Origin of the sequence: Pedobacter ghigonis, from assembly GCF_903166585.1 — a bacterium.
Classification (GTDB): domain Bacteria; phylum Bacteroidota; class Bacteroidia; order Sphingobacteriales; family Sphingobacteriaceae; genus Pedobacter; species Pedobacter ghigonis.
On record NZ_CAESCM010000001.1, the window covers coordinates 189,182 to 214,121 of the forward strand.

Genomic DNA, 24,940 nt, shown 5'->3' on the forward strand with positions numbered 1-24,940 from the left:
GCAATGGTTGAGAGAGAAATGTCAATCGATTTGACTGCAACACCACCTCCACGTCCGCGAGCCAGTTAAGATCGAAATACTGATATGCTGAAATGAAATATTTACGTTGTTTCCGCTACCGGGATCGATAAATTATTCAGTTAACACAACTGCCATAGCGCTATAACCGCTGATGAAGCTCCATGCTGGTATCATGCCTTGTCTTTCAACTGGATTTAGTATAAAAAGCCAAACAGCCAAAGTGGAATTTTATTATTAATCCCACTCTCAAGGTTATCCAATGCCAGATAGGCCTTATTAATGCCCTCAATCTGTTTATTGGCTTTACCTGCCCCCCCCACCTCAAAAGTGTAAGTGTCGTCCACTAAAAAATCTCCTTTTAACGGTAAACTAATATTATGTTCAGTATTACTAAGCTGGTTCATAAAGAATGACTCTCTCAGTGATCCTGTATCAACATTGTCAGGAGCAAGTGCGAAAAGCAAATTGGTATTTTCCAAAAATATCTTATCAGGTTTTTGCAGGATACTAATACTTTTTCCATTTGCAGCAAGAGAATTAATTAATCTGGCATTATTAAGATAGTACAAGTATTCGACAATCATGTTTCTGTGGATTCCAGTTTTCTCACTCAATTTAGTGATATTGGGTTTGAACGGGACATTAGTAGCTAGAATAGACATCAACTGATAGATTTTTCTGGAATGATGCGGATTAAAACCTGCCACAAACTGAAGATCCTCTTCGATGATTAAACGTACTACACGTTCTACACGTATGGCATAAGTATTGATGTTTTCGACGAAAAACGGATAATATCCATGCCGCAGATATTCATTAAAATATTGCAGTGGCTTGAATTTTAAGCTCAAGGAATTAGCAATTTCTACATGGTGTTCCAAAATATCCTCTAAGTTAAATGTGTCAAATTCTCCAACCCCAATGAACTGTAAATATTCCCTATATGATAAGCCGTTCATTTCATACTGCACCGCACGTCTGCTTAAGTCAGCATTTTGGCGATTAATATCTATGATAGAAGATCCAGTGAACACAATTTTAAGATCCTTATAAAAGTCATAAATGTTTTTAATTTCTCGGGCCCAGTTAGGGTATTTATGTACTTCATCGATAAATAATATTTTCCCACCTTGTTGTCTGAATTGCATCGCAAGGTCAGAAAGAAGGTGTCCAGTAAAATAGATATCATCCATTGTTATATATAGGGCTTCTTTACTGGTTCCGTATTCAGCCTTAAGTCTTTGCAATAACAAAGTCGTCTTTCCCGTCCCCCTGGCTCCTAAAACGGCTATTAATCTATCATTCCAGTCAATTGATTTTGCCAAAGGACGTATGATATCCATAGATTGCTCAGTGATGACTACGTTGGACTTGATTTGAAGATTCTCCATTTTGCTATTTATTTACAGCAAAAATAAAAAATTTTGCTGCAAAAAACTAGCAATTTAACAGAGTTAGTTCTATAATTTAAGAATCGTTCATTTTAAATTGCAGTCATTTATTTATTTCACATCACCGCACAAAGCTTATTTCCTGCTGTTTTCAGTACTCAAGGCATTTGCCTTTTCTGTTTTTCCCCAATAACTCTTGCGCAACTCATCCCAAAGTCTAGTTTTACTCATGCCTTTCCGTTTGGCTTCCGCAAACTTTCTAGAATTGCAGCGAATATTGATCAGAAAACCATTGAAATGCTTCTACCTATGTTAAATTCTCTGCTCCTAAAGCAAAGTGAAATAATAATCTCTAAAAAGAAAACTGTACACTTTGAAAGATTTATGAATACATCTTTACTTCTAATGAATCATCTCAATATTACATTTTGCTAACTTTTTAGCACCATAGATAAGGTTATTTTCAGTTGAAACATATCTATGATAATGCGTATGGATGCTTTCCTTTTTGGATTTAACAACAAAACTAGATGAAGTAATTTATTATGTTGTTATTGAAGGTTCATAATGTCAGATATTATCATCTGACATTATGAGATTTAGATAATTATTTTGCTGGTGTAATCACGATTTTGCGATATTCAATTGGCATGTGGTCGCCCTGCAGGTAAATTGGTCCGGGTTCTGCTTCGTTACTATCTAATGCACCACCAGTAATGCCCGGAATTTCCTGATTACTTATGATAGTTTTACCATTAGCTACTACGGTAACCAAACGTCCCACCAGGGTGATATCGTAACTCTGCCATACGTCAGGGCCTAATGTAACCATTTCGTTAGCCGTTAAAAAGCCATAAACGCCGCCGAACAATACGCTGTTTGGATGCGCATCTTGCTTACTATCTTCAATCTGCACTTCATAACGTCCCCTCAAATACACACCGCTGTTTCCACCTTTAGGATATCTGAATTCGACATGAAGCTTAAAATCATTGTATTTCTGTTCGGTAATCAGGTTGGAGCCTGCTTTCGGACTGGTTAAAATGCCATCTTTTACTACCCACTGGTTTTGTCCGCTCGCTTTCCATCCGGTTAAATCTTTACCATTGAACAGATTTACTGCCTTGCCCCAAGCAGGCGCAGCAGCTCTTTTCAGGTAAGGCGCTTTAACACCTTTCCAGCTATATTTTGCGCCGTTGCATTCGGTCATTGTTCCCTTAATTCCGGTATCGGTTAATTCTCCTTCCATAATTAAATTCGACGTACCGCTCTCCCATTGTGGTGGAATTTCGAACCTGAACATTTTGCCATCAAACTTAACTTCCGCTACCGGACGTGCGCTACCAGCGGTAGAAACGAAATAGCCTACCAGTGTTTTATAGCCTGATAGTTTTACTTCCAGCCAGGCTGGTGCGGGCTTGCCATTCTGATCAACGGTTATGTCCCAGCGACCAATCAGTGCAGCAGGTTCAGCAGCGAGATTATTGTAGCTGGCTTTAGTCGATGTTGAAGCAAATGTTTCTTCTGGTAAACCTGCAATCAAGAGGCAGCCTAAACCAAACAAACAGATTTTTTTTCTCATAAGTATAATTCATTTATTAAGCAGTACGTGTTTTAATTTGAGACTGCTATTTGTTTTGTATTAAGATAATTTAAGTAAGGTAGAACTTATTTCTTTTACGCGCAAGTTCCCTCATGTTTGAGCCTATCAACGCAATAAAAGTCGATCTCAACAGAGGTTGATAAAAACGATACCAAAGTGTATTAAAAATAAATTTTTCAGTTTTGTTACATTGTATCGGGTTTTTTACTAATTTACACTAACCAAATTAAATATCGTCATCCCTAACAAACAACAAACAAGTACCATATCAACCCCTTAATAACACTCAAAACAAAGACTTAAACCAAATATTATATAACAGGAACCACGATATGTTATGTAATTAAAGCACATAAAGCTCAATGTTTTTGTCATGAGTGTAAAATGGCAGCTTGTTTCGAAAATCGTTAAGGATGATCAAGAAATTGATTTGGCATTAACCTAAACTAAACAAAAAATTGTATGAAAATGAGGAACAATCATTTCACAAGCTGTGCCCTGGAATTAACTTTCTCCAGCACAACCCGGGGCCTCCGGAAAATGGCGCTCCTGGCAGTCGCAACACTTGGCTTACAGTATGCCGCTAAGGCTGAAGGGGGCACAACTAACAAAAGCTTATTCCCAAAGCCCTCCGAGGTAGTAAAAAACGCCACTAATGTAAACGACAAAATGGCTAAGACCATTACCGGTTTGGTGGTTGATGAATCTGGTTTACCGCTTCCGGGAGCAACAGTTGCCGCAAAAGGCACCAGCGTTAAAACATCTACCGGTAGCGATGGAAGATTTACTTTAAATGTTCCCGATAACGTTACCACATTGGTGGTTTCCTACATCAGTATGGAAACTCAGGAAGTAAGTATTGGTAACCAAACCAACATAACGATAAAGCTAAAGCCTTCTAGCAATGCAAACCTGACCGAAGTAGTGGTTACCGCCTTAGGTGTAAAACGTGAGAAAAGAGCGTTGACGTTTGCTGCACAACAACTTGCGGGCACGGAACTTACCAAGGCTGGAGCGCCGAACTTTATGGAGGCTTTAAGCGGTAAAGCTGCGGGTATTGATATTGGAATCAGCAACTCTGGTGTGGGTGGTTCTACAAAAACGGTATTGCGGGGTTCTAAATCAATTGCAGGAAATAGTGAAGCACTTTTTGTAATTGACGGGGTTCCGGTAGTAAATAATAAAGGTGGCCAGCCCGGATCATACGGCGGCACTGATGCTGGTGATGGCCTTTCGGCACTAAACCAGGACGATTTTGAATCGGTTACGATTTTAAGGGGGGCCAATGGTGCCATTTTGTATGGAAGCCAAGGTGCTAATGGCGTGGTTTTAATCAACACTAAAAAAGGCCAGAATGGTAAAATTGCGATCGCTTTAAATTCGACCATCAATTTTAGCAGTGCAGCTACTTTACCAGAATTTCAGTTTAGTTATGGAGCTGATGGTGGAAATGATAGAAGCTGGTCTAAAACAAAAGGAAATTATCAAAGTAACTACATTGACGACTTTTTCCAGACCGGTGTAAACACCATTAATTCATTATCAGTATCAGGAGGAAATGAAAGGACAACCACTTACTTTTCTTATGGTAACAATAACGCATCGGGCATTGTACCAACAAGTACTTACAACAAACACAATGTTACACTAAGCCAGGAAACAAAATTATTTGATGATAAACTTACTTTGAGCGGAAATGTAAGGTTCTCTTACGAAAAGTCTAAAAATAGGCCTGGAGCAGGATATTATAACAATCCATTAACGGGTTTATATTTATTTGCAAGGGAAAGAAATTTCGACGACTATAAAACCAACTATCAAATTTTCAATCCTACCAGAAACCTATTTGTACAAAACTGGTATTCTACAGAAGAAAAGCAAAACAACCCCTACTGGGAATTAAATAACGACCCAAAACTTACCACCAGCAACAGGGTAATTGCTACAGCAAAAGCATCATATGCATTTTTACCACATTTTAAAGTGGATGTACGTGGTAATATTGATTATAATGACAGACTATTGGATTACCGGTATGCCGCAGGCGGTAACTCGGTAAGCGTAAGTTCTAACGGTACCTGGAATTATGCAAAGTACAATGATAAAGCCTTATACGGTGATGCTATTTTAAGTTACGATAATAACTTTGGCAAATTTAGCTTAAATAGTGTATTGGGAGCGAGTATCCAGGATTATACCTTTAATGATGGGATGACCTTTGCAAACGGAACTGTACCATTACAGTACCCTAACTTTTTTAGTTTCGCGAACCTTCCCTATAATCTAGTGATTAACCAAACCTACAGCAGGGTTCAGAAACAAGGCTTATTTGCTAATGCGTCTTTAGGTTTTAAAGATATGCTCTACGTAGATCTGGCGGGTAGAAACGATTACGCATCCACATTAGCCACTACGGGAAATGACTCTTATTTTTACTATTCGGCAGGTTTATCGGCAATAATAAGCCAAATGATAACTATGCCTAAAGAAATTAGTTTCTTAAAACTAAGGGCCTCTACATCGCAGGTTGGAAACGAAGTACCCTATAACATTGTAAACCCAGGTAATACCATTGGTGGTGCAGGTGGACCAGATGGCATAGGTGGTATTAACAGAAATACACAAACACCATTCGCAACCTTAGTGCCTGAAAAAATAATCAGTAATGAGATTGGTTTAGAAAGTCGCTTGCTAAACGACAGATTAAGCATCGACTTTACCTATTACAAAAACACCAGTACCAACCAATTTTTATCTTTAACTGCCCCATCAGGCTCTGGCTATACGTTCTATTATGTAAATGCAGGTAAAGTAGCCAACCAGGGTTTTGAGTTAACAATAGGCGGAGACCCTGTAAAAACTGATAATTTCAAATGGAATACATCTGTAAACTTATCGCAGAACAGAAATAAAATTATAGAGTTAATTGCCGAAAACCCGGAATATCAGGTAGGCAGTAACGATGAAGGCTTTAATTCGATCATTAAAGCCGGCGGTTCATTCAATGATTTATACATTTTTAACCTTGCCCGTAATGCAGCTGGCCAAATCATACTAGATGCAGATGGAAAACCAACCAGAACGGCGAAACAAGAATATGTAGGAAATTTAAATCCGAATTTCATTGCCGGTTGGAATAACACTTTTACTTACAAAGGCGTTAGTTTAAGTGCTTTGGTAACGGCTAAATTTGGCGGGGTTGCCTTTTCTAAAACCGAAGCTTTCCTTGATTCGTACGGCGTAAGTAAAAGAACCGGCGATATTCGCGATGCTGGTCCAACAATGCCAATAAATGCCATTAAAGACAATGTAGCAGTGACATCAATCGATCCAAGGGTATACTATGATGTGGTAGGTGATCGAAATGGAATTATGGAGCCTTATGTATTCTCGAGAACGAATGTTCGTTTAGCGCAGCTATCATTATCTTACAATTTGCCAATTAAAGGTTCAGCCATTAAATCGGCATCTGTATCGTTAGTTGGCCGTAACTTGTTCTTCTTCTACAAAAAAGCCCCATTTGATCCTGAGCAAGCCATGAGTACAAGCAATAGTAATCAGGCCAATGATGTTTTTGCATCTCCTGCTACCCGTTCTTACGGTCTTAATCTTAAGTTGAACTTTTAATGTATCAAATAATGAAAAAATTATGTTTAATGGTGCTTGCTTTGATCGTATTCAACTCCTGCACCAAGAATTTCGAAGAGATAAATACAAATCCCAATCAAATAACAGATAAACTGTTAGAGCAGGATTTTAATTTAGTAGGCTCTTCTTTTTCTGTAATGTTATTCAACCTGATGGGACACCAGATTGAAGAAGATTTGTGCTATGATAACTGGATGGGATATATGGGTGCACCGACACCTTATGTTGGGAATGTAAATAATACTACTTATTACCTGCGTTGGATTGATGCTTACTGGAACCGTATATATGGCAGCGTAATGTCGCCTTCAAAACAGGTGATACAGCTTGCCGAAGAAAAAAAATTACCATTATTTGGCGATTGGGCAAAACTGGTTAGGGTACTGGCCATTTCTAAATTAACAGCCATCCATGGCCCGGTAATTTACTCTAATTATGGCACAGGGGGCTTAGGTTCTATTAAATATGATAAGGAATCTGATCTTTACAATACGCTGTTTACCCAATTAGATCAGATTGAAACCAATTTCAAAGCCAACACAACCTACACCGGCTTTACCAAATTCGACCCTAGTTATAAAGGCAACATGAATGCGTGGTTAAAATTATTGAACTCAATACGTTTCCGCTTGGCCATGCGTTTGGTTAAGGTTAGCCCTACGCTTGCTAAAACTCAGGGAGAAAAAGCGCTGGCAGATCCGGCCGGATTAATTACTACAAATGCTGAAAATTTCCTTCTTCCATTGAATGGCAATGTTATGCCAGTTTCGATGATTTGTTTCGATTGGAACGATACCCGTATGGGTGCAACCATGGAATCATTTATGGTGGGCTTAAAAGATGGCCGTATAGCGAAATATTTTGGTGAAGTAAGTGATGCCAGTTTAGTTACTGATCATCCTACCTATAAGTATAAAGGCATTCGCAGTGGCGCTTATATTAATGCGAAAGATGACCGAGTGCCCTATTCTACAGTGAGCACTGATTTTAAATCAGTACAAAACCGCAGAGGATTTACTGCAGCCGAAACTGCCTTTTTAAAAGCGGAAGCCGCATTAAGGGGATGGGCAAATGCGGGCGATGCCAAAACAAATTATGAAAATGGCGTACGCCTTTCATTTGCAGATTGGGGAGCGGCAGGTGTTGATGCTTATCTGGCTGATGCAACCAGCAAACCAATTAATTATATTGATCCGAAAGACAGCAAAAATAATTTCACAGCGCTTTCTACCATTACAGTGGCCTGGAATGCAGGCGATTCGAACGAATTGAAACTGGAAAAAATTATTACCCAAAAATACCTGTCTGCATTTACCAATACTTTAGAGTCTTGGGTAGACTTTAGAAGAACAGGCTATCCAAAAATCCCACATGTCGCCAAAAACGACAGCAGTCCGGATTGGGGGGTAATAACCGCCGACCAGTGGATTAAGCGCCTGGTATTTGTGCCCGCAGAAAGAACCGGAAATGCTTCGGCTGTTGCAGAAGCAGCAACTTTTTTAAGTTCGGGTAAGGATGATATTGCATCGCGCCTGTGGTGGGATACAAGCACTGCCAGTAATTTTTAATTTCTTTTCGATGCTAATTCAAAATGGCTGCCGGAAAAAGGCGGCCATTTTTATTTGCAAGTCTCACTCAGGGCATCATTAATAATAGAATTTATTATTTATCCTTTCATTTAGTACTATTCCAAGCTTTGAGCGACCTATTGGGAGTCCATATTGTAGATAGTTTTTTGATATCTGTTATCTGGAAAATGCGGATGAGAGTATTTTTCTAGTTTTTGGATATAAGTCTAAAGATTTAAAAGTGTTGACTTTATACCTTCTTTTAACTTTTCGCTAACCTTTGCCCTATCTTCATAATCTATTAAATACTCAACTAATATCAGCATTTTCAAACACAAATAACCAACACATAAATAAGTCGTCTTTTTCCAACATTAAAACCTTTAAACAGATATAAAGTAGAAATTATACTACTTTAATAGCTCATATTAGCTATATTCAAAAGTTAACACATCTAAACCCATTCATCCTTTTGGAGAATCTAATTCAGAAATAGTTTCTTTCACATTTGTAAGTCTAAAGCCAACATATACACCCGCTACTCGCCTTGTTTAAATACTGTCCGGCAGAATAGGTATTCTATTCAATACCGTAATTTAAATTACATGTTTATTTTCTTTCAGTCTTCTAAATGAGTTCATCAAAATTAGGCTATCATTCATAATATAATGCAGCCCTTATCTCCGAATCGTTTTCTAAAATCAGTTACTAATTCTTTCGAAATGAGTAAAAATGCTTCGTTATCTGCAATTAACGTCCATAAAACGTAGTTGGAAATCTAGTTATTTGAGTGTTCCGTATTCCAAGGCACCAATAAATCACCAAACTTGGTCATGCCCTATCAAACAATAGGGTAAAAACAAGGCCCTTGCAAATTAATCTGCAAGGGCCTTGTTTATATTGTTTGGTATTGATTACCCGTTAATGGCTTTCACACCTGGCAATTCTTTACCTTCCATATACTCTAATAAAGCACCGCCACCTGTAGAAACATAACTAACTTCATCTTCCATACCGAATTTAGCAATTGCCGCAGCCGAATCGCCACCTCCGATTAATGAAAATGCACCATTATCTTTAGTTGCTGCCACAACCGCATCGGCCACAGCTTTAGTACCTACCTGGAAGCTTTCCATTTCGAAAACACCCATTGGGCCATTCCACAATAAGGTTTTAGAGTTTTTAATCACCTCCTGGAACAATTCAGCAGATTTCGGGCCGATATCCAGTCCCATCCAATCAGCAGGAATTTGTCCGGCGGCTACATCTTGCTTAGCTGCATCGTTTGCAAATTTATCTGCAATTACGGTATCAACCGGCAAAATCAGGTTTACACCTTTAGCTTTTGCTTTTTCAATTAGTTCCAAAGAAAGCTCTTGTTTATCAGCCTCCAATAATGAAGTACCAATTTCTCCACCCTGTGCTTTAGCGAAAGTATAAGCCATACCACCACCAATAATTAGGTTATCTACTTTCTCTAACAATTTCTCGATTAAAAGAATTTTATCAGATACTTTGGCTCCACCCATAATGGCAGTGAAAGGTCTTTCGGCGTGGTTCAGGATTTTTTCTGCATTTTCTACTTCAGAAGCCATCAAGTAACCGAAGTATTTTGCATCAGGGAAGAATTGTGCAATAATCGATGTTGAAGCGTGTGCACGGTGTGCAGTTCCGAAAGCATCGTTTACGTAAACATCACCAAGTTTTGATAATTTTTCGGCAAAGGCTACATCTCCTTTTTCTTCTTCTTTGTAAAAACGCAAGTTTTCTAACAATAAAATTTCTCCTGATTTTAAAGCAGCAGCCTGAGTAGCAGCACTCTCGCCTATGCAATCGTCAGCAAACTTAACTTCAACACCTGTTAAAGCAGAAAGATCAGCAAGGATATGTTTTAAAGAAAATTTATCTGTTGGTCCATCTTTCGGACGGCCTAAGTGCGACATTAAAATAACTGCACCGCCATCTTTTAATATTTTACTAATGGTTGGTAATGCAGCTCTGATCCTTTTGTCGTCGGTAATTTTAAATTCATCATCCAAAGGCACGTTAAAATCTACCCTGATTAATGCTTTTTTATCTTTAAAGTCAAACTGGTCAATGGTGTTCATGTTTAATTATTTTGATTTAAGTTTAATTTCATTTCGTAATGGAAACCGATTCCGGGAATATCAAATTCCGGCGATTCGGTGGTAAAGCCAATCTTTTTGTAAAAAGCTGCTGCCGTAGAGCGTGCGTTACACCATAAATAATCGGTTTTATATTCTTTTAAGTATTCGATGGCAAAGCTAACTAGTGCAGCTCCGTACCCTTTACCTCCGGCATCGGGATGGGTAGCCATGCCCCGTAACTGATAACCTTCGCCTTCTTCGGGGAAGAAATCGTTGCGCATAAAAGTGGCAATCGACTTTATTTCCCCATCCAGCCAAAAACCCAGATGAAAGGTATCGTAGGCATCATCGCCTTCAAAAACACATTCTTGTAAGGGCTTGCCATTGCGTAAAACCAGGCTTCTTAAAGGCAGGACTTCTTCGGAAAGAATAAATTTGACCATATTTTATTAGCAACAATTTAGCGCGAACCACCCATATATTAGCATGTGTTGCTCCGCTCAGGTTTGCAAAGTTAACAAAGCAATTGAAACCCAATCACAATATCGCCTATAAAGTTTAAACATTCCCCGTAAAAATTATAGTAGACGGTAGCCAAATGCTGAGGAAGAGTTTATCCTTATACGCTTCGGACGAGACAAGGCACAAAGCAAATTACAAAACTGATAATCAACAATTTAACTAATATAATCGCAATATAACGATAAATTATTTGGACATGACTTTATTATATCGTAATATTGCGATATGGGAACTACAAAATCAGAAATATTTACTGAAGAACAGAACAGGCTTGCTATACAATTAAAAGCAATCGCACATCCCGCACGCATTGCTATCCTGCAGGAGCTTATCAAAGTAAACGCCTGTATTTGTGGCGATCTGGTAAATGAACTTGGTCTTGCTCAGGCAACCATCTCGCAGCACCTGAAGGAACTGAAGAATGCAGGCATCATACAGGGAACCATTGAGGGTGCGAGCGTATGCTACTGCATCGAACCAAAAGCATGGAAAGCCTTACAGGATGAACTGAACGGACTTTTCGACTCATACCAGAACAAGCAGAGCTGCTGCTAAAAAATTTGTCAAATTCAATCGTAATATCACAATCAATATGGAAAATAATGAAAAACTAAAAGACCTCGTTAGACAGAAGTATAGCGAGATCGCTTTACAGGATAAAGATACCAATGCCTCATCATGCTGTGGTGCAGGCGGGTGCTCAACAGAGGTTTACAACATCATGACGGATGATTACACCCAGGTGGAAGGCTATAATCCGGAGGCCGATCTTGGCCTTGGATGCGGACTCCCAACCCAGTTTGCCAAAATCAAGGCTGGCGATGTGGTAATAGACCTCGGCAGTGGTGCAGGTAATGACTGTTTTATTGCCAGAAACGAAACCGGCGAAAGCGGAAAGGTTATTGGTATCGACTTTACGCCGGCGATGATCGAAAAGGCGAGGATAAATGCAGAAAAACTGGGCTACCATAACATCGAGTTCAGGCAAGGCGACATTGAGAAGATGCCAGTGAGCGCTGACATTGCCGATGTGATTGTGAGCAACTGTGTACTTAACCTCGTACCGGATAAAGATGCGGTTATCAAAGAAATATACAGGGTATTGAAACCCGGAGGGCACTTCAGCATCTCAGATGTGGTACTGGTTGGTGAACTGCCTGAGGCGCTGAGAAAGGATGCAGAAATGTACGCAGGTTGCGTGGCTGGAGCCATCCAAAAGGATACCTATCTTGGACTGATCGATGCAAATGGTTTCAAGAATGTAACCTTGCAGAAAGAAAAACCGATCATCATTCCTGACGACATACTCAAAAACTATCTTTCTGCTTCGGAGATCGAAAGTTTCAAAAACGGAAAATCAGGTATTTTTAGTGTAACGGTATTTGCAGAGAAACCAATTGTAAGCCAGCAGGCATGCTGTGCGCCAGGATGCTGTGACTAGCTATGAAACCCGAAACGCTCGTCAGATATAAAAAGCCGGTGGTGATTACCCTTTCGGTTATTGTATTGCAATTGATCTTTGGATTTGATCCAAAGTTTTGTATCATCAACATCATTTGGCTGTTAGTTTAAAGAACATGAAAAAAATATTGGTATTATGTACGGGCAATAGTTGCCGTAGCCAGATTGCAGAGGGTTATTTAAGGCACTTTGCAGGAAATATTGCGGAAATCTACAGCGCAGGAATAGAAACCCATGGGGTTAACCCAAAAGCAGTCGAGATTATGAAGCGTGATGGAATAGATATATCGGGCCATACCTCCAATCATATCAACGAGTATGCAAATATCGACTTCGACTTTGTGATTACCGTTTGCGACAATGCAAGGGAAAGTTGTCCCTACTTTCCATCAAAAGCGATCAAACTACACTATAACTTTCCTGACCCTGCAAAAGCGACCGGAAACGAAGCACAAATCATGGCGCAGTTCTCCGAGGTAAGGGAAATGATCCGAAAATATGTTAGCGACTTTGTAGACCAAAATTTGAAGCACTAAATTGTCGAAATTCAAAAAAATCAGATCAGCTTACACTGGTCTGATTTTTTATAAGGGAGCATGAGGTTTTAATTAATTAGCCTGTAATTTTGGAAGCCCCCCCCACCAGTTCAATAATTTACCCTTCAAACGATCAGCTAATTCAGGCTCGCTGGCGGCAAGATTGGTTGTCTCCTTCTTATCTTTGGTAATATTGTACAACTGCACATCGGTATTATTGCTGTTCATCAGCAATTTCCAATCTCCTTCTCTGATTGCCAGGTTTGGGCTTTTGTCAACCGGGCGGGGATATTTATAAGCGATATCATTTCGTCCATATTCCCAAAATACTTCCTTTTTTCTTGCTGAAGGTTGCCCCATGAAAACTCCACTCCTATCCACCCCGTCTCCTTTATAACTTTGAGGTAAGCTAATACCAGCCATTTTAGCCAGCGACCGTAAAAGATCAGTAGCCGTTACCAGAGAAAGATTATCTGTTTTGCCTTTGTTAATATGCCCCGGCCAGCTGATAAGGAAAGGCATTCTTATCCCTCCTTCGTATAAAGAGAGTTTAGATCCCCTTAAGCCTGCTGCCCTGCTGCCTTTGAAGCTGGGCAAAGGACCGTTATCACTTGTAAAAATAACGATGGTATTCTGATCGGCCCCAAGTGCTTTCAAACCATCCAGCAACCTGCCAATTTGTATATCGTATTCTTTTAACACCAGCTTAAATGCGGCTTCTTCTTCGCTATTCATGGGGTATTGCCCGGTATATTCGGTTTCTTTTCTCGGCACCCAAGGTGTATGCACATCATCTGGCCAAAGGTTTACAAAACAGGGCTGATTTGGATGTGCCTGGAAAAAGGCAAGGGTTTTATCTACAAAATATTTAGTCCGGTCGTAACGCTTAATGCTATCCTTGTCCGACCAGATCCAGTTGGTAGCAGTAATAGCCGGATCGGGATCAGGGCTTTCGTAGGTACTGGCGTGCGCATCGTAGCCATACTGCTCAAAACCAGGTGCATTTTTAACATCGCGCCCTCCACCCAGGTGCCATTTACCAAAATGCCCGGTAGCATAACCGGCCTCTTTAAAAATCCTCGCTATGCTGGGTGCCTTTGGATCAAGAAAATCGGCTTGCTCTGCGTTCTGATTGTGCTTTTTATTATCCAGATAAGTGCAAAAATTCCATCTGCCCGGATACATGCCGGTAAGCAAGCCCGCACGCGATGGCGAACATATTGGCGCGGCACTGTAATATTGACTAAGCTTTAAGCCATTGGCGGCAATACGGTCGATATTTGGTGTGGGTACAAATTTACCCCCGAAGGCCGCTATGTCGCTAAATCCCATATCATCAGTTAAGATTACGATAATGTTTGGAGGCCTGGTATTTTTTGCTTTTTTGCCCTGAGCGCCAACATTTAGCGCTACAAATACAAGGCTAAAAATAGTAACATAGGCAAGGCATTTGTTCAGGCTTTGGATCATAGTTAAAAAATTATCGGCAGCAAAATTTAATTGCGGAAGTTAAACTACCAAATCTATAGATTTAACTTTTACAGTAATGTAATGAATTGGATATATTGAAATTACGATCCGCTTGAAGGCACTAAATCAAAACAGATCGGACGCTCCGTTGTTGAGTATATATGATCCGTTAACTAATTTATGACGTTGTGAAAGAGAAACATATCAGAAATACAGCAAGAATATTATTGGGAGCAGGTTTAATTACGGCTGGAATCGGCCATTTAACCTTTGCACGAAAGCCTTTCCAGGCACAGGTACCCGATTGGGTACCCTTAAAAAAAGATGACACGGTAGTTTACTCTGGTTTGGTAGAAATCGGCCTGGGTGCAGCATTGGTGCTCGCCCCCAAAAGGTACCAGAGCACAGTAGGCAAAATTGCCGCCGGATTGCTTACAGCAGTATTTCCAGGAAATATTTCACAGTTTGCAAACCACAGAAGTGCCTTTGGGCTCAACACGGATTCTAAAAGATTCTTACGCCTGTTTTTCCAGCCGGTACTGATATATTGGGCATTAAAATCGACAGCCAGATAAGCTTAATTACGAAATTATACTCTAACTACGCTCTGTCTATGCTTTATCATTACTTTATCAACAGTTTAGCAATAGCCGAAAGTAACAATGGCAAAAGTGCAATAAATCAGGCTTTCGGCAACTGATCTATTTTCTTTACTACATCAATCAAGCGGCTGCTATAGCCATATTCGTTATCGTACCAACCTACCACTTTAACCATATCGCCAACGATAGAGGTAAGCAACGAATCGAATACGCAGGAATGTGGATTATCGATAATATCAATCGAAACAATTGGATCTTGCGTATATTGAACCAGTCCCATCAGCTCATTCTCCGCTGCATGTTTAAAGGCCGCATTAATTTCTTCGATAGTTGTTTTCTTTTTTAACAGACAGGTAAAATCGGTAAGCGATCCATTTAAAACAGGCACCCTGATACCAGCACCACCTAAACGACCATCCAGTTCTGGAAAAATATGGGTAATGGCTTTAGCCGCACCGGTTGTGGTTGGAATAATGGAAGATGAGGCGGCCCTTGCTCTTCTTAAATCCTTGTGATTGGCATCGTGCAGGTTCTGATCACCGGTCATAGAGTGAATAGTAGTGATATAGCCTTCTTCTACCCCCCAGTTATCGTTCAAAATCTTAATCATGGGCGCAATGTTATTGGTAGTACAACTTGCGTTAGAAAGTATTTTGCTGCTCAAATCAATCTGATCATCGTTAACGCCCAACACCACCATTGGAATATCATCAGCCGCCGGAGCAGAAATCAATACTTGCTTAGCACCTGAGGAAATGTGTTTTTGGGCGAGTGGACGAGTCAAATTCCTACCAGTACAATCGACAACCAGATCAACCCTTAATGCCGACCATGGTAACTCATCAGCTTCCTTCATTGCAAAAACGGGAATAGAGAGGTTATCGATTACCAATGCATCGGGTTTAGCCGAAACATTGCCAGCAAAAACACCATGAACGGTATCATACTTAAACAGATGGGCCATTGTTTTGGCATCTGCCAGATCGTTGATCGCTACTACCTCAAAGCCTTGAGCCAATGCCAATCGTAAAAATGTTCTTCCTATTCTGCCAAAACCGTTTATTGCCAGCCTCATGTTATTAAAAAATTAGAGCGCAAAATTAGTATTAATTTATGAATTGAAAGCGATGATATGATAAGATGGAAATGTAATGATGAAAGACTTGTTTTGTTATTGAAATCCTGCAATTAAGCTCTCGATTTCTTTCTATAAAGCCTTAGCGAGAGTCCCCCGTTAAAGATAGCGCAGATACCTATAATGAGGAATATTAGCGTAAAATTACCGAGCCGTTGCAGCGAGATGGTAGCCACCAGAATAACCACATTAAGCGCTAATGAAGCAATCACAATCTGGTTTGGTTTTAGACCAAGTCTTTCTAAACGGTGGTGAATGTGGTTACGGTCCCCTTTAAATGGGGAGGCTCCTTTTAAAATCCGGATGCAAAACACCCTTAGCGAATCGAATATGGGCACAATTAATATCGCTACCGCAATAGCTGGCGCCGAATAAAAAGCGGGATGGTTTTTACCGGTAAACTTATTAAGTTCAATGAACTTGATGGCCAGTGCTGCCGAAATCAATCCAATAATCAATGCGCCGGTATCGCCCATAAAAATTTTGGCCGGAAACCAGTTGTATTTTAAAAAACCTGCAATGGCGCCTGCCAGTGCAAAAGCAATAAAGGCGTAAGGAATCTGCCCCATAAAGGCGAATAGTACACCAAATATAGAACTGGTTAATATTCCGATACCCCCTGCCAAACCGTCAATACCATCTATCAGGTTGAAGGCATTGTTTAAAAAGATAATCAGGGCAATGGAAAACAGGCTTCCCCATAGCGGGGGCATATCTCCTACATTAAGCACACCATATAAACTTGTTAACCTAAAGGATCCGAAAAACACCAGAATAAAAGCCACAACGATTTGTAAAATAAACTTGGTACTGGTGTTGGTGCCATAGACATCGTCCTTTAAGCCCAGGGCAGCAAGAATGATGCAAGATGCAATAACAAAATTGGCTTCTTTAAAATTGATAATGGATGAGAAAAGTAAGATGCTAACAGTGAAGCTACCTACAATGGCCAGCCCGCCTAGACGTGAAATATTGCGTTTGTGATTTTTGCGGTAGAGGTCATTGCTATCAAAAAGACCATATTTTAACGAGGTATAAATTACGCTTGGTACACTCAAAATTACAGCAGAAAACGCCAGAATAAATATGGCGCTATAGAAATAAGCTGGGTTCGAATGTAGTATATCGTTAAACAAAGCGGGATGATTTATAATCAAATGTATAAAAATTTGTAGAATTAATCACACTAATTGCAATATATTAATATGACATAAATCAATTAGTTCACTAAAAGCTGATAATGATTTTGATTTCAAGTCACATTTTATATTAAAACTGCCTCAGTTTGCTTAGCTTTTTCTTTACTAATACCCACAAAGGATAGGGTAATTTATTTCTCCTGAGTGATTTATAATCGTTTACCAAAGCCAGCCAACGGTCATAAACCGACTTATTACTCAAACCACCAATACGCATATTAACCATTAATATGGGTAAATAGGCAGTCTTGAGCTGATGCGTGTAAAGAAACCTGAGCATTAAATCGTAATCTGCAGTTGTCCCCAGATCTAATGCATAATTCCCATGTTTTTCGAATAACGCTTTCTTTACATAAAGCGTTGGATGGGCAGGCATCCATCCTTGCTGTAAATCCTTGAAAGTCGTATGCCTTGATTTCCACTTCCGCACAATTTTGCCGTTAGCGGGGTGTATATAGTTTAAATCACCATATACCGCATCTATTTCTGGTTGGCTTTTGAAGGTTTCGGCAACGGCAGTTAATACTTCAGAACCAGCAAACATATCATCAGCATTTAAAATCCCAATAATATCGCCTGTAGATTTTGCGATCCCTTTGTTAATGGCATCATAAAGGCCATGATCTTTTTCCGATGTGAAATAATTGATATGCGCCTGGTTCCGGGCAATGATGCCCAGCGTTCTATCTTTTGACCCCCCATCAATCACTAAATACTCTACATCAGGATAAGTTTGAGCACGAATGGAATTAAAACATTCCTGTAGAAATGTTTCTCCATTGTAAACTACTGTAATGAGAGATATTTTCATGACTTAGCAGATCTTCAGCGCTATCCTGCCGGATAAACTGAACCTGCGGTAAATATAGAAATTAAGTGGGTATTTGCCTGATCGAGTTTGGTGCAATTAAACCTTGAGCGACATAATTACAGTTTATTTCTTCTTCTTATAATGAATATACCGAACAGACCTGCTGCCGCACCGAAAACCCAGGAATGATCGTCAAGGTTGCATTCGACCATGGTAAACATACCTTGCGATCCATACCTGAATTGACCAAGTAAGCATACCTTGATCCCTACTAAATCTACTCCTAAAAGACCATCGCAAATCACGCATGAAGCACCAGTACTACTCGGGGTCCAGCTGCAGTAATTTGGTGATAAACCTGTTGAGGGGGTATTATTAAAAAGTTGAGCTGACCCTAAAAGTTCGAACGCATTAGAAGTATAAACTCTGTTATAGTAAGGTACTAAACACCCAGTTGCAGATCCCTGAGCAAAAGTGTGCAAAGCAGTTAGTATAGTTATGGTAAAAACGCATAGAAATTTCATGTATCAGTGATAGAATACACGAAGTTAGCCCCTTTATCAGCTCAATGGCGCGTTCTTTTTGTTCAATACACCTTAGGAAACTTCTCTGTAAAGATTATAAATAGAGAAACCTACGGGAAAAGTATATCGATAATCGATTCATGCGTTAGACCTTATTCCATCTACCACAAAGCTTTGTAAAATCTTGAGATGTCATTCAGCCGTGAGCCTTACCTTTAGTCCTGACTTATATATCGTTACAACTGCCATAATAATAGAAAGCGCTATCAAAATCCAAATTTCATCATCAACTGGAAGAGGGGTAATTACGCAACTGATTGTAAAATCCTGTAAGGAACCGGTGCCACTGGGATAACTACTAGCCACCCTTACGCCCGGGGTACCACTTGCAGGATAAGCATTATAGGTGGCTGCCGGCATAGCGAAACACAAAGGTCCATCTCTGTAAGGACTACCGTTATTATATTTATTAGCGGTTACGGTTGAGCATACTTCAATACCAGAATAATTAATGGGATAACGGGTGCCTCCACTATTAAAAACCTTTTTATCTCCGGTAATTTCAGGATTACCTGATAAGCGAACCAAGCCTAAATACGAAGTGTAAAAAGTATTGCCTACCAGACAGCCTTCCGTGGGAAATGCATAAGAAAAAAATAAAACTGTGGACAAGACAGTCAGGGATAGAAACTTCGACATTATTGTTTTGCACTAAAGCGAGCATATACGTTGCTCTTACAATTTGGGATTTTAGATGATGATTTATTTTTATAATGACACACTTACTAATTGGAGTTTTTAAACCAAAAAAAAGAAACTATGAAGCCCAATTATCGTACGATTAATATTACAAAATTATATAAAAATGAACATCCGAAACAATGAATAAAATGAATGTGATAAAACGATGACCTTCGAAAAACGAATGAATATCACATAAAAGCAGTTAGGATACTGCAGGGGGTGTAAAAAGAAGTGAAGGCACTAAAGTGCTATCGGTCAAACATTGACATTTATCATAAAGAAAATTCAGCGCTACAAAAAGTACCCTTGTTTAAACTGCTTTTTGAACAAGTTCAATAAATTTAGTTTGTCTGATGAAAAGGAAACCAGCAATAGCACTTAGGAGTAATAAAACTGTCAAATTATTATCTAAGGGGCAATACACCATGGAGAAAGTTCCTCGAATTCCAACTACTGGAGTATCACAACTAATAAACGCACCGGTAGTAGTATTATAGGTTACACTATTTGGACCAGTACAAACAGTGCAGCTTATAGGGTTTGATGCAGTTTGATTCCAAAAACAGTAACTGTTTGATAAGGGCGTAACTCCTGATTTTGAAGAAAAATATCCCGTAGCCAAATATTCACTTCTATACAAAACCTTTGTACTACTCAAGAGGCACCCGGTATAAGTTCCTTGCGCTTTAAGTAGATTAGCAGAAAAAACCAATATCAGCGAAAATGCAGAATAAATAAAAAATTTCATAGGAACTACAAATAGGGATTTCTTATGCAAAGGTAATACGCCCAGCTAAGAACACCAATAAATACAGTTAATCATACAAAATATTGAATTTATGTAGTTAGAAATAAGTACGTTGCTTAAGTCATTAATTAAATGCTGTATTCAGCATTTTTTTTGTAGACGAGTAACAAATTAAAGATTAAAATATTTAGCGTACCTGCAATTAACTTTCTAAAATTTGACAACTATCGTGTGCTTGCGAAGGTATAAAAAACCCATTCCTCCTAACACAACAATTAACGTCCAGATGTAATTATCTAATGGACAGTTGTAAATTGAATAGTTTACCAGTGTTCCTGTATCCACAAAGAATCCAATTACACAAGAACTGGAAGGAGAAGCATTACTGATAAACCCGGCATATTGAGTAGCACTCGATGCACTTGCTGGACAGGTTTCACTTACTCCGCCGCTCCACAATAGTGTGCCAAAGAAATTAAAGCTTGATGTATAAATCACACCACCTTTGCGGCATCCCCGGAGAACCTGAGCTTTTAATAATGAATTATAAAAAATAGACAGTATCAATGTAATAACAACGATTTTGAGCAGTATTTTCATTTACCAAAAATAACTTAAAAACGTATTATTAAGAATACAATTCAAACAGATATTGACAATTATCAACGTCATAATTTTGCTTAATGCACTAATCACACACTTCACATCAAACTGAATATCAAATCATTCAAAATCAAATAAACATTAATAACCCCATTATCCTATTCGAGCATGGATTCGATAACAGCTAAATATCGATTGGATTATAATGAGCTATGTTTTTTTAAGCGGATAGAAAGCGTATTTTTGTATTAGATATATGGAAGTTTAATTGCATACAGTTATCTTTAAAGATTATGGCCCGTTTTAATTTCATCTCCACCGTACTGTTCAGTTTAATTTTCCTTTTTCTTAGCCTATCAAGCTGCTCTATCCGTAAACAACATAGTTTATTTAATGCGCCAAGCGATATCGTCACCGATACCATCAAGCAGGTTTATGTAATAAATGATCAGGGTTTAGGTGATATCTATTATAAAATCAAAATAAACGACCAACTGGCCGTTAGAAATGTTCAAAATCCAGAATTCGGCGCAACAAATAGCTCAATAGGTGGTATTTCAAATTCAAGCTCTGGCGGCCAGAGTGGATCTGCTCAAAACGTACTTGCTTATCCGGTTGAACCTGATGGAACAGTTAATTTACCGGCAATAGGCCATGTAGAAGTTGCCGGTTTGACTAGAAGAGAAGCCAGGAATAAAATACAGGATATTTATAAAAGTAAACTTCTGAAAGACCCCATTATCGAGCTGACTGTGGTTAATCTAAAGGTTACCCTTTTGGGAGAATTTGGCAGACAGGGAAATTTTTACCTCGAAAAAGAGAATACTGATCTTATTGAGATTATTGGCGAAGCAGGTGGGATATCCAAGATAGCAGACCCTAAGACACTGAAAATTATCAGGGGCGACCGTAGCCACCCGGAAATTATTTATGTCAACCTGAACGATATTAATAGTTTGGCAAGCAAAAAACTAATTCTTCAAAACAATGATATCATTGTTCTTCAACAAACTAAAGGGCAGGCATTAAGTGAACGCCTGCAGAGTTTTAATAATATTGTACAACCATTACTTGTTGTAATTAACCTTGCAACATTAATATTTGCTTTAACACGCTAATGGAAAAGGAACAGAACCTGGAGGCAAAAGCGGTTAGCCAACAGATTGATTTTTACAAAATATTCAGAGTTTTCTGGAGTAGATGGTATTGGATTGCTGGTTGTATCGCAATAGCACTAATTATTGCGAAGATTAAAGTACTATACACTATCCCGGTTTATCAAACCTTCGCTTCCCTTAAGTTACAAGATAGTAATCCAAGTGCTAGTACGAGTATGCAGATGCCCACTCAGGTGTATAACTACACGGATAAAATACAGGCAGAGAGCTTTGTAATCAGGAGTAATGATGTGGTACTGAATGCCATTAGTAACCTGGATTACAAAATATCCTATTATCTTAAAGGGAGGATCAGAACAACCGAGCTCTACCCTGCCATTCCTTTCCAAGTAGAGATTATTAAACAGGATTCGATGAATTTCAGCAAAGGCATCTACAATGTTGAAGCCGTTGACAAAAACACGTTTAAAATTGGAGATCCGAATAATGGCAAAGCAAAATTAACTACCCACAGATATGGTGAGCTTTTAAATTTGGGTAATATGCAGTTCCGCATCAGGTCAGAAATTCCAAATGGCAATTATAGTTTTAAATTTAATACTAAAGAAGATTTTATTGGCCGTGCAATGGGAGTAAATGTCGCCGAAGCAGCCAGGTTTACAAATGTGATGAGCTTAAGTTTAACTGATGGCAACCCCGTATTTGCCGCCGATATGCTCAATGCCATTATGAAAGAATATGTTCGCTATGATCTTATTCAACGTCAGCGTTCAGCTAAACAAACAGTTGAGTTTATAGATAATCAACTTGGATTCATCAATACCGAGGCCGGCAAATCGGGTAATAGTCTTGCCAATTATAAAACACAAAACAAAATCGTAGATATCAACTCAGCAAGCAGCATGACTGTTGGAAAATTAGCTGACTTTGAAAAACAAAAAACCGAGCTAAACATTAAGCTACTGGGTATTAAACAACTGGAAGATCAGGTAAACAATAACCGTTCGAAAGTGGAAATCGGACTAGATTTAGAAGGAGAATTAAACGGAGGTTTGGGCACACTGGTTGCCCAGTTAAATACCCTACTTGCCAACAGGGAAATTAAACTGAGTCAATTCACCTCTGATTCACAACCTGTTAAACAGGTAGAGCAACAGATTGCCAATGTAAAGATAGGCATCAAAAATAACATCCGGCTAATGCGCGAAAGGAATGAACAGACTTTAAAATATATCGATCAGCAGATTTCGGGCGTAAATAGAAGCATCAGTACCATTCCAGTTAAAGAGCAGAATTTCATTAAACTGAGTACTAATTTTGAAGTAAATAATAAGGTACGGTCTTATTTATCAGAAAAAAAATTAGAAGCAGAAATGAATGCTGCAGCTACAGTTGCTGGAGCTGCCATTGTTAATCAAGCTTACCCGTCCTACTATTCAATTTCTGCAGATTCTAATAAAACTTATACGTTTTCATTTTTGGTTGGCTTGGGTGCAGGCATGGGCTTGATCTTATTGGTTCGTTTTCTAAATCCCTACATATACGATAAGGAAGCTGTTGAAGGATTAACCAAAACCCCCATCATTGGCGTAATCCGGAAATTCCCTGATTATATCGATCAAGATAACCGGCAAGCCTTATCAATTGCCAAGCCAAAATCAGTTTTTGCAGAATCAGTGCGTTCGGTACGTACTAATTTAAGCTTTTTAGCTAGCCATAAACAGAGTAAGGTAATTTGTATCACCTCCGAAATCTCTGGTGAAGGAAAATCATTTGTTACCATCAATCTTGCTGGTACCATGGCCTTGATTGAGAAAAAAGTAATTCTGATCGCAGCCGATTTACGCAGATCACGTTTACACAAAGCTTTTGGCGTCGACAATAAAAAAGGTTTAAGCTCCTTACTTTCAGGGCAACACCAACTTCAGGATGTCCTTGTTCATGATGAGGTACACCAAATGGACTTTATTCCTTCGGGGCCTGTCCCACCTAATCCTTCTGAACTGTTACATACGGAAACGATGCAAAACCTGTTGAGGGAGCTAGAAAAAAACTACGATTACGTGTTGGTTGATACTGCCCCGGTGGGCTTAGTTTCTGATGCCATCCCCCTGATCAGAAATTCGGATGTTAACCTTTTTGTAATTAGGTCTGGTGTTTCCAAACAGCGCGCGGCCAATATACCTGAACGTTTATCCAGAGAGTATGGATTGAACAATCTGGCGATCGTATTAAATGCTTTCGGCGATGATGCCCTATATTCCAATTACTATACCACCGATTACAGCCGTGGAGGTGGAAACAGTACTTACTACTATTCAGACTACTCAGGATATTCCGGGTCAGGTTATTATGACGATGAGAACCGCAAATGGTGGATGTTTTGGAAAAAGAAATGAGGTTAGTCAGTGAATTGTTTAAATTGGTCTAACTGTAAACATAAAAGCGAGATAGAAAAAGATGCGCGAGAGGTTTAATTTTCGGAATTGCTTAATTTAATGATTGATCAAAGTTACAGGTGGTATCCGGTTTATACCCGTTCGAGAGCAGAGAAAAAAGCTTATAATGAGCTAGAGAGAAAAGGTATACAGGCCTATCTTCCGCTAAGAAAAGCAATAAAGCAATGGAGCGACCGCAAAAAAATTGTGGAAGAGCCTTTGATTAAGTCTTATTTGTTTGTGTATATTTCGGGCAAGGAGTACGCTGAAGTTTTAATGACGAATGGGATAGCCAGGTTCATTTATTTTTCAGGCGATATTGCAACTATACCCGAACAGCAGATTACCGACCTCAAGCTTCTGCTGGCCACTGACGCAGACCTTCAAGTGTTGGAGTTTGACATTAAACCTGGTGAACGCGTATTGATCAAAGCGGGACCATTTAAAGGTATTATGGCCGAACTGGTATCGGTACAAAATAAACAGCGTATTATTTTACGCTTACAAAATATGGGTTATGCAATAGAGATTAACACCTCTTTTGCATTTATTGAACCTATTTAGAGTTCAACATCAATGCAGGGTAATTACTATTTGCTTGATGATCCAAAATAGATTATCAGTCTTTTTTTAAAAGAAAATGTGACTGAAAGGGCGAAGCTGTGCCCAGCCTATACCAAAAATAATTAT

The 24,940-nt window shown here is 39.1% G+C and carries 20 protein-coding genes; 9 read left to right on the forward strand and 11 right to left on the reverse strand.

Going from position 1 to position 24,940, the window contains the following annotated elements:
• Positions 1–215: 215 nt before the first annotated feature.
• The gene (locus HWV58_RS00860) at positions 216–1,412 is read right to left on the reverse strand and encodes an ATP-binding protein (protein ID WP_175632244.1); all 1,197 of its coding nucleotides are present in this window, start codon (positions 1,410–1,412) and stop codon (positions 216–218) included.
• Positions 1,413–2,019: 607 nt separating this feature from the next.
• Entirely contained in the window at positions 2,020–2,994 is a 975-nt protein-coding gene (locus HWV58_RS00865; protein WP_175632245.1) for a 3-keto-disaccharide hydrolase, read from the reverse strand.
• 483 nt (positions 2,995–3,477) lie between these two features.
• On the opposite strand from HWV58_RS00865, the gene HWV58_RS00870 reads away from it, so the two are divergent.
• Together HWV58_RS00870 and HWV58_RS00875 are read left to right on the forward strand one after the other, a co-directional pair.
• Complete coding sequence (locus tag HWV58_RS00870) at positions 3,478–6,642, forward strand: SusC/RagA family TonB-linked outer membrane protein (protein WP_217706923.1); 3,165 nt, start codon at positions 3,478–3,480, stop codon at positions 6,640–6,642.
• Positions 6,643–6,653: 11 nt separating this feature from the next.
• Positions 6,654–8,231 (forward strand): SusD/RagB family nutrient-binding outer membrane lipoprotein, encoded by a 1,578-nt coding sequence (locus HWV58_RS00875; protein ID WP_175632246.1) that lies wholly within the window; start codon positions 6,654–6,656, stop codon positions 8,229–8,231.
• A 914-nt stretch (positions 8,232–9,145) separates the two neighbouring features.
• Here HWV58_RS00875 and HWV58_RS00880 read toward each other — a convergent pair.
• A complete protein-coding gene (locus HWV58_RS00880) occupies positions 9,146–10,339 on the reverse strand; it encodes a phosphoglycerate kinase (protein WP_175632247.1) in 1,194 nt (397 codons plus the stop codon).
• 2 nt (positions 10,340–10,341) lie between these two features.
• Positions 10,342–10,782 carry a GNAT family N-acetyltransferase gene (locus HWV58_RS00885; RefSeq protein WP_175632248.1) on the reverse strand — a complete coding sequence of 147 codons (441 nt, stop codon included), beginning with the start codon at positions 10,780–10,782 and terminating at the stop codon, positions 10,342–10,344.
• Positions 10,783–11,086: 304 nt separating this feature from the next.
• Between HWV58_RS00885 and HWV58_RS00890 the strand changes: the two genes are divergently transcribed.
• The 3 genes from HWV58_RS00890 to HWV58_RS00900 all read left to right on the forward strand — a co-directional run bounded on the left by HWV58_RS00890 (position 11,087) and on the right by HWV58_RS00900 (position 12,858).
• Positions 11,087–11,416, forward strand: coding sequence for an ArsR/SmtB family transcription factor (locus tag HWV58_RS00890; RefSeq protein ID WP_175632249.1), 330 nt, complete (start codon positions 11,087–11,089; stop codon positions 11,414–11,416).
• Positions 11,417–11,453: 37 nt separating this feature from the next.
• Positions 11,454–12,302 carry an arsenite methyltransferase gene (locus tag HWV58_RS00895; protein ID WP_175632250.1) on the forward strand — a complete coding sequence of 283 codons (849 nt, stop codon included), beginning with the start codon at positions 11,454–11,456 and terminating at the stop codon, positions 12,300–12,302.
• A 136-nt stretch (positions 12,303–12,438) separates the two neighbouring features.
• On the forward strand, positions 12,439–12,858 hold the full coding sequence (locus tag HWV58_RS00900) for an arsenate reductase ArsC (protein WP_175632251.1): 420 nt from the start codon (positions 12,439–12,441) through the stop codon (positions 12,856–12,858).
• 72 nt (positions 12,859–12,930) lie between these two features.
• On the opposite strand, the gene HWV58_RS00905 is transcribed toward HWV58_RS00900, so the two are convergent.
• Positions 12,931–14,328, reverse strand: a complete 1,398-nt coding sequence (locus HWV58_RS00905) for a sulfatase family protein (protein ID WP_175632252.1) — start codon at positions 14,326–14,328, stop codon at positions 12,931–12,933.
• A gap of 188 nt (positions 14,329–14,516) precedes the next feature.
• Between HWV58_RS00905 and HWV58_RS00910 the strand changes: the two genes are divergently transcribed.
• Positions 14,517–14,903, forward strand: coding sequence for a DoxX family protein (locus HWV58_RS00910; RefSeq protein ID WP_175632253.1), 387 nt, complete (start codon positions 14,517–14,519; stop codon positions 14,901–14,903).
• A gap of 106 nt (positions 14,904–15,009) precedes the next feature.
• On the opposite strand, the gene gap is transcribed toward HWV58_RS00910, so the two are convergent.
• The 6 genes from gap to HWV58_RS00940 form a co-directional block, all read right to left on the reverse strand.
• Positions 15,010–16,005: a type I glyceraldehyde-3-phosphate dehydrogenase gene (gap, locus tag HWV58_RS00915; protein ID WP_175632254.1), complete on the reverse strand. Its 996-nt coding sequence runs from the start codon at positions 16,003–16,005 to the stop codon at positions 15,010–15,012.
• A 113-nt stretch (positions 16,006–16,118) separates the two neighbouring features.
• The gene (locus tag HWV58_RS00920) at positions 16,119–17,201 is read right to left on the reverse strand and encodes an MraY family glycosyltransferase (RefSeq protein WP_175632255.1); all 1,083 of its coding nucleotides are present in this window, start codon (positions 17,199–17,201) and stop codon (positions 16,119–16,121) included.
• Between the two features lie 133 nt (positions 17,202–17,334).
• Positions 17,335–18,075 carry a glycosyltransferase family 2 protein gene (locus HWV58_RS00925; protein ID WP_175632256.1) on the reverse strand — a complete coding sequence of 247 codons (741 nt, stop codon included), beginning with the start codon at positions 18,073–18,075 and terminating at the stop codon, positions 17,335–17,337.
• A gap of 716 nt (positions 18,076–18,791) precedes the next feature.
• Positions 18,792–19,298, reverse strand: a complete 507-nt coding sequence (locus HWV58_RS00930) for a hypothetical protein (protein WP_175632257.1) — start codon at positions 19,296–19,298, stop codon at positions 18,792–18,794.
• A 355-nt stretch (positions 19,299–19,653) separates the two neighbouring features.
• Positions 19,654–20,091, reverse strand: coding sequence for a hypothetical protein (locus HWV58_RS00935; protein ID WP_175632258.1), 438 nt, complete (start codon positions 20,089–20,091; stop codon positions 19,654–19,656).
• A gap of 210 nt (positions 20,092–20,301) precedes the next feature.
• Positions 20,302–20,691 (reverse strand): hypothetical protein, encoded by a 390-nt coding sequence (locus HWV58_RS00940; protein WP_175632259.1) that lies wholly within the window; start codon positions 20,689–20,691, stop codon positions 20,302–20,304.
• A 296-nt stretch (positions 20,692–20,987) separates the two neighbouring features.
• Here HWV58_RS00940 and HWV58_RS00945 point away from each other — a divergent pair, with 296 nt between their 5' ends.
• The 3 genes from HWV58_RS00945 to HWV58_RS00955 all read left to right on the forward strand — a co-directional run bounded on the left by HWV58_RS00945 (position 20,988) and on the right by HWV58_RS00955 (position 24,814).
• Positions 20,988–21,812, forward strand: coding sequence for a polysaccharide biosynthesis/export family protein (locus HWV58_RS00945; RefSeq protein WP_175632260.1), 825 nt, complete (start codon positions 20,988–20,990; stop codon positions 21,810–21,812).
• Complete coding sequence (locus tag HWV58_RS00950) at positions 21,812–24,211, forward strand: polysaccharide biosynthesis tyrosine autokinase (RefSeq protein ID WP_175632261.1); 2,400 nt, start codon at positions 21,812–21,814, stop codon at positions 24,209–24,211. The genes HWV58_RS00945 and HWV58_RS00950 overlap by 1 nt, the downstream gene beginning before the upstream one ends.
• 99 nt (positions 24,212–24,310) lie before the next feature.
• Positions 24,311–24,814, forward strand: coding sequence for a UpxY family transcription antiterminator (locus HWV58_RS00955; RefSeq protein WP_175632262.1), 504 nt, complete (start codon positions 24,311–24,313; stop codon positions 24,812–24,814).
• The last annotated feature ends 126 nt before the right edge of the window (positions 24,815–24,940 follow it).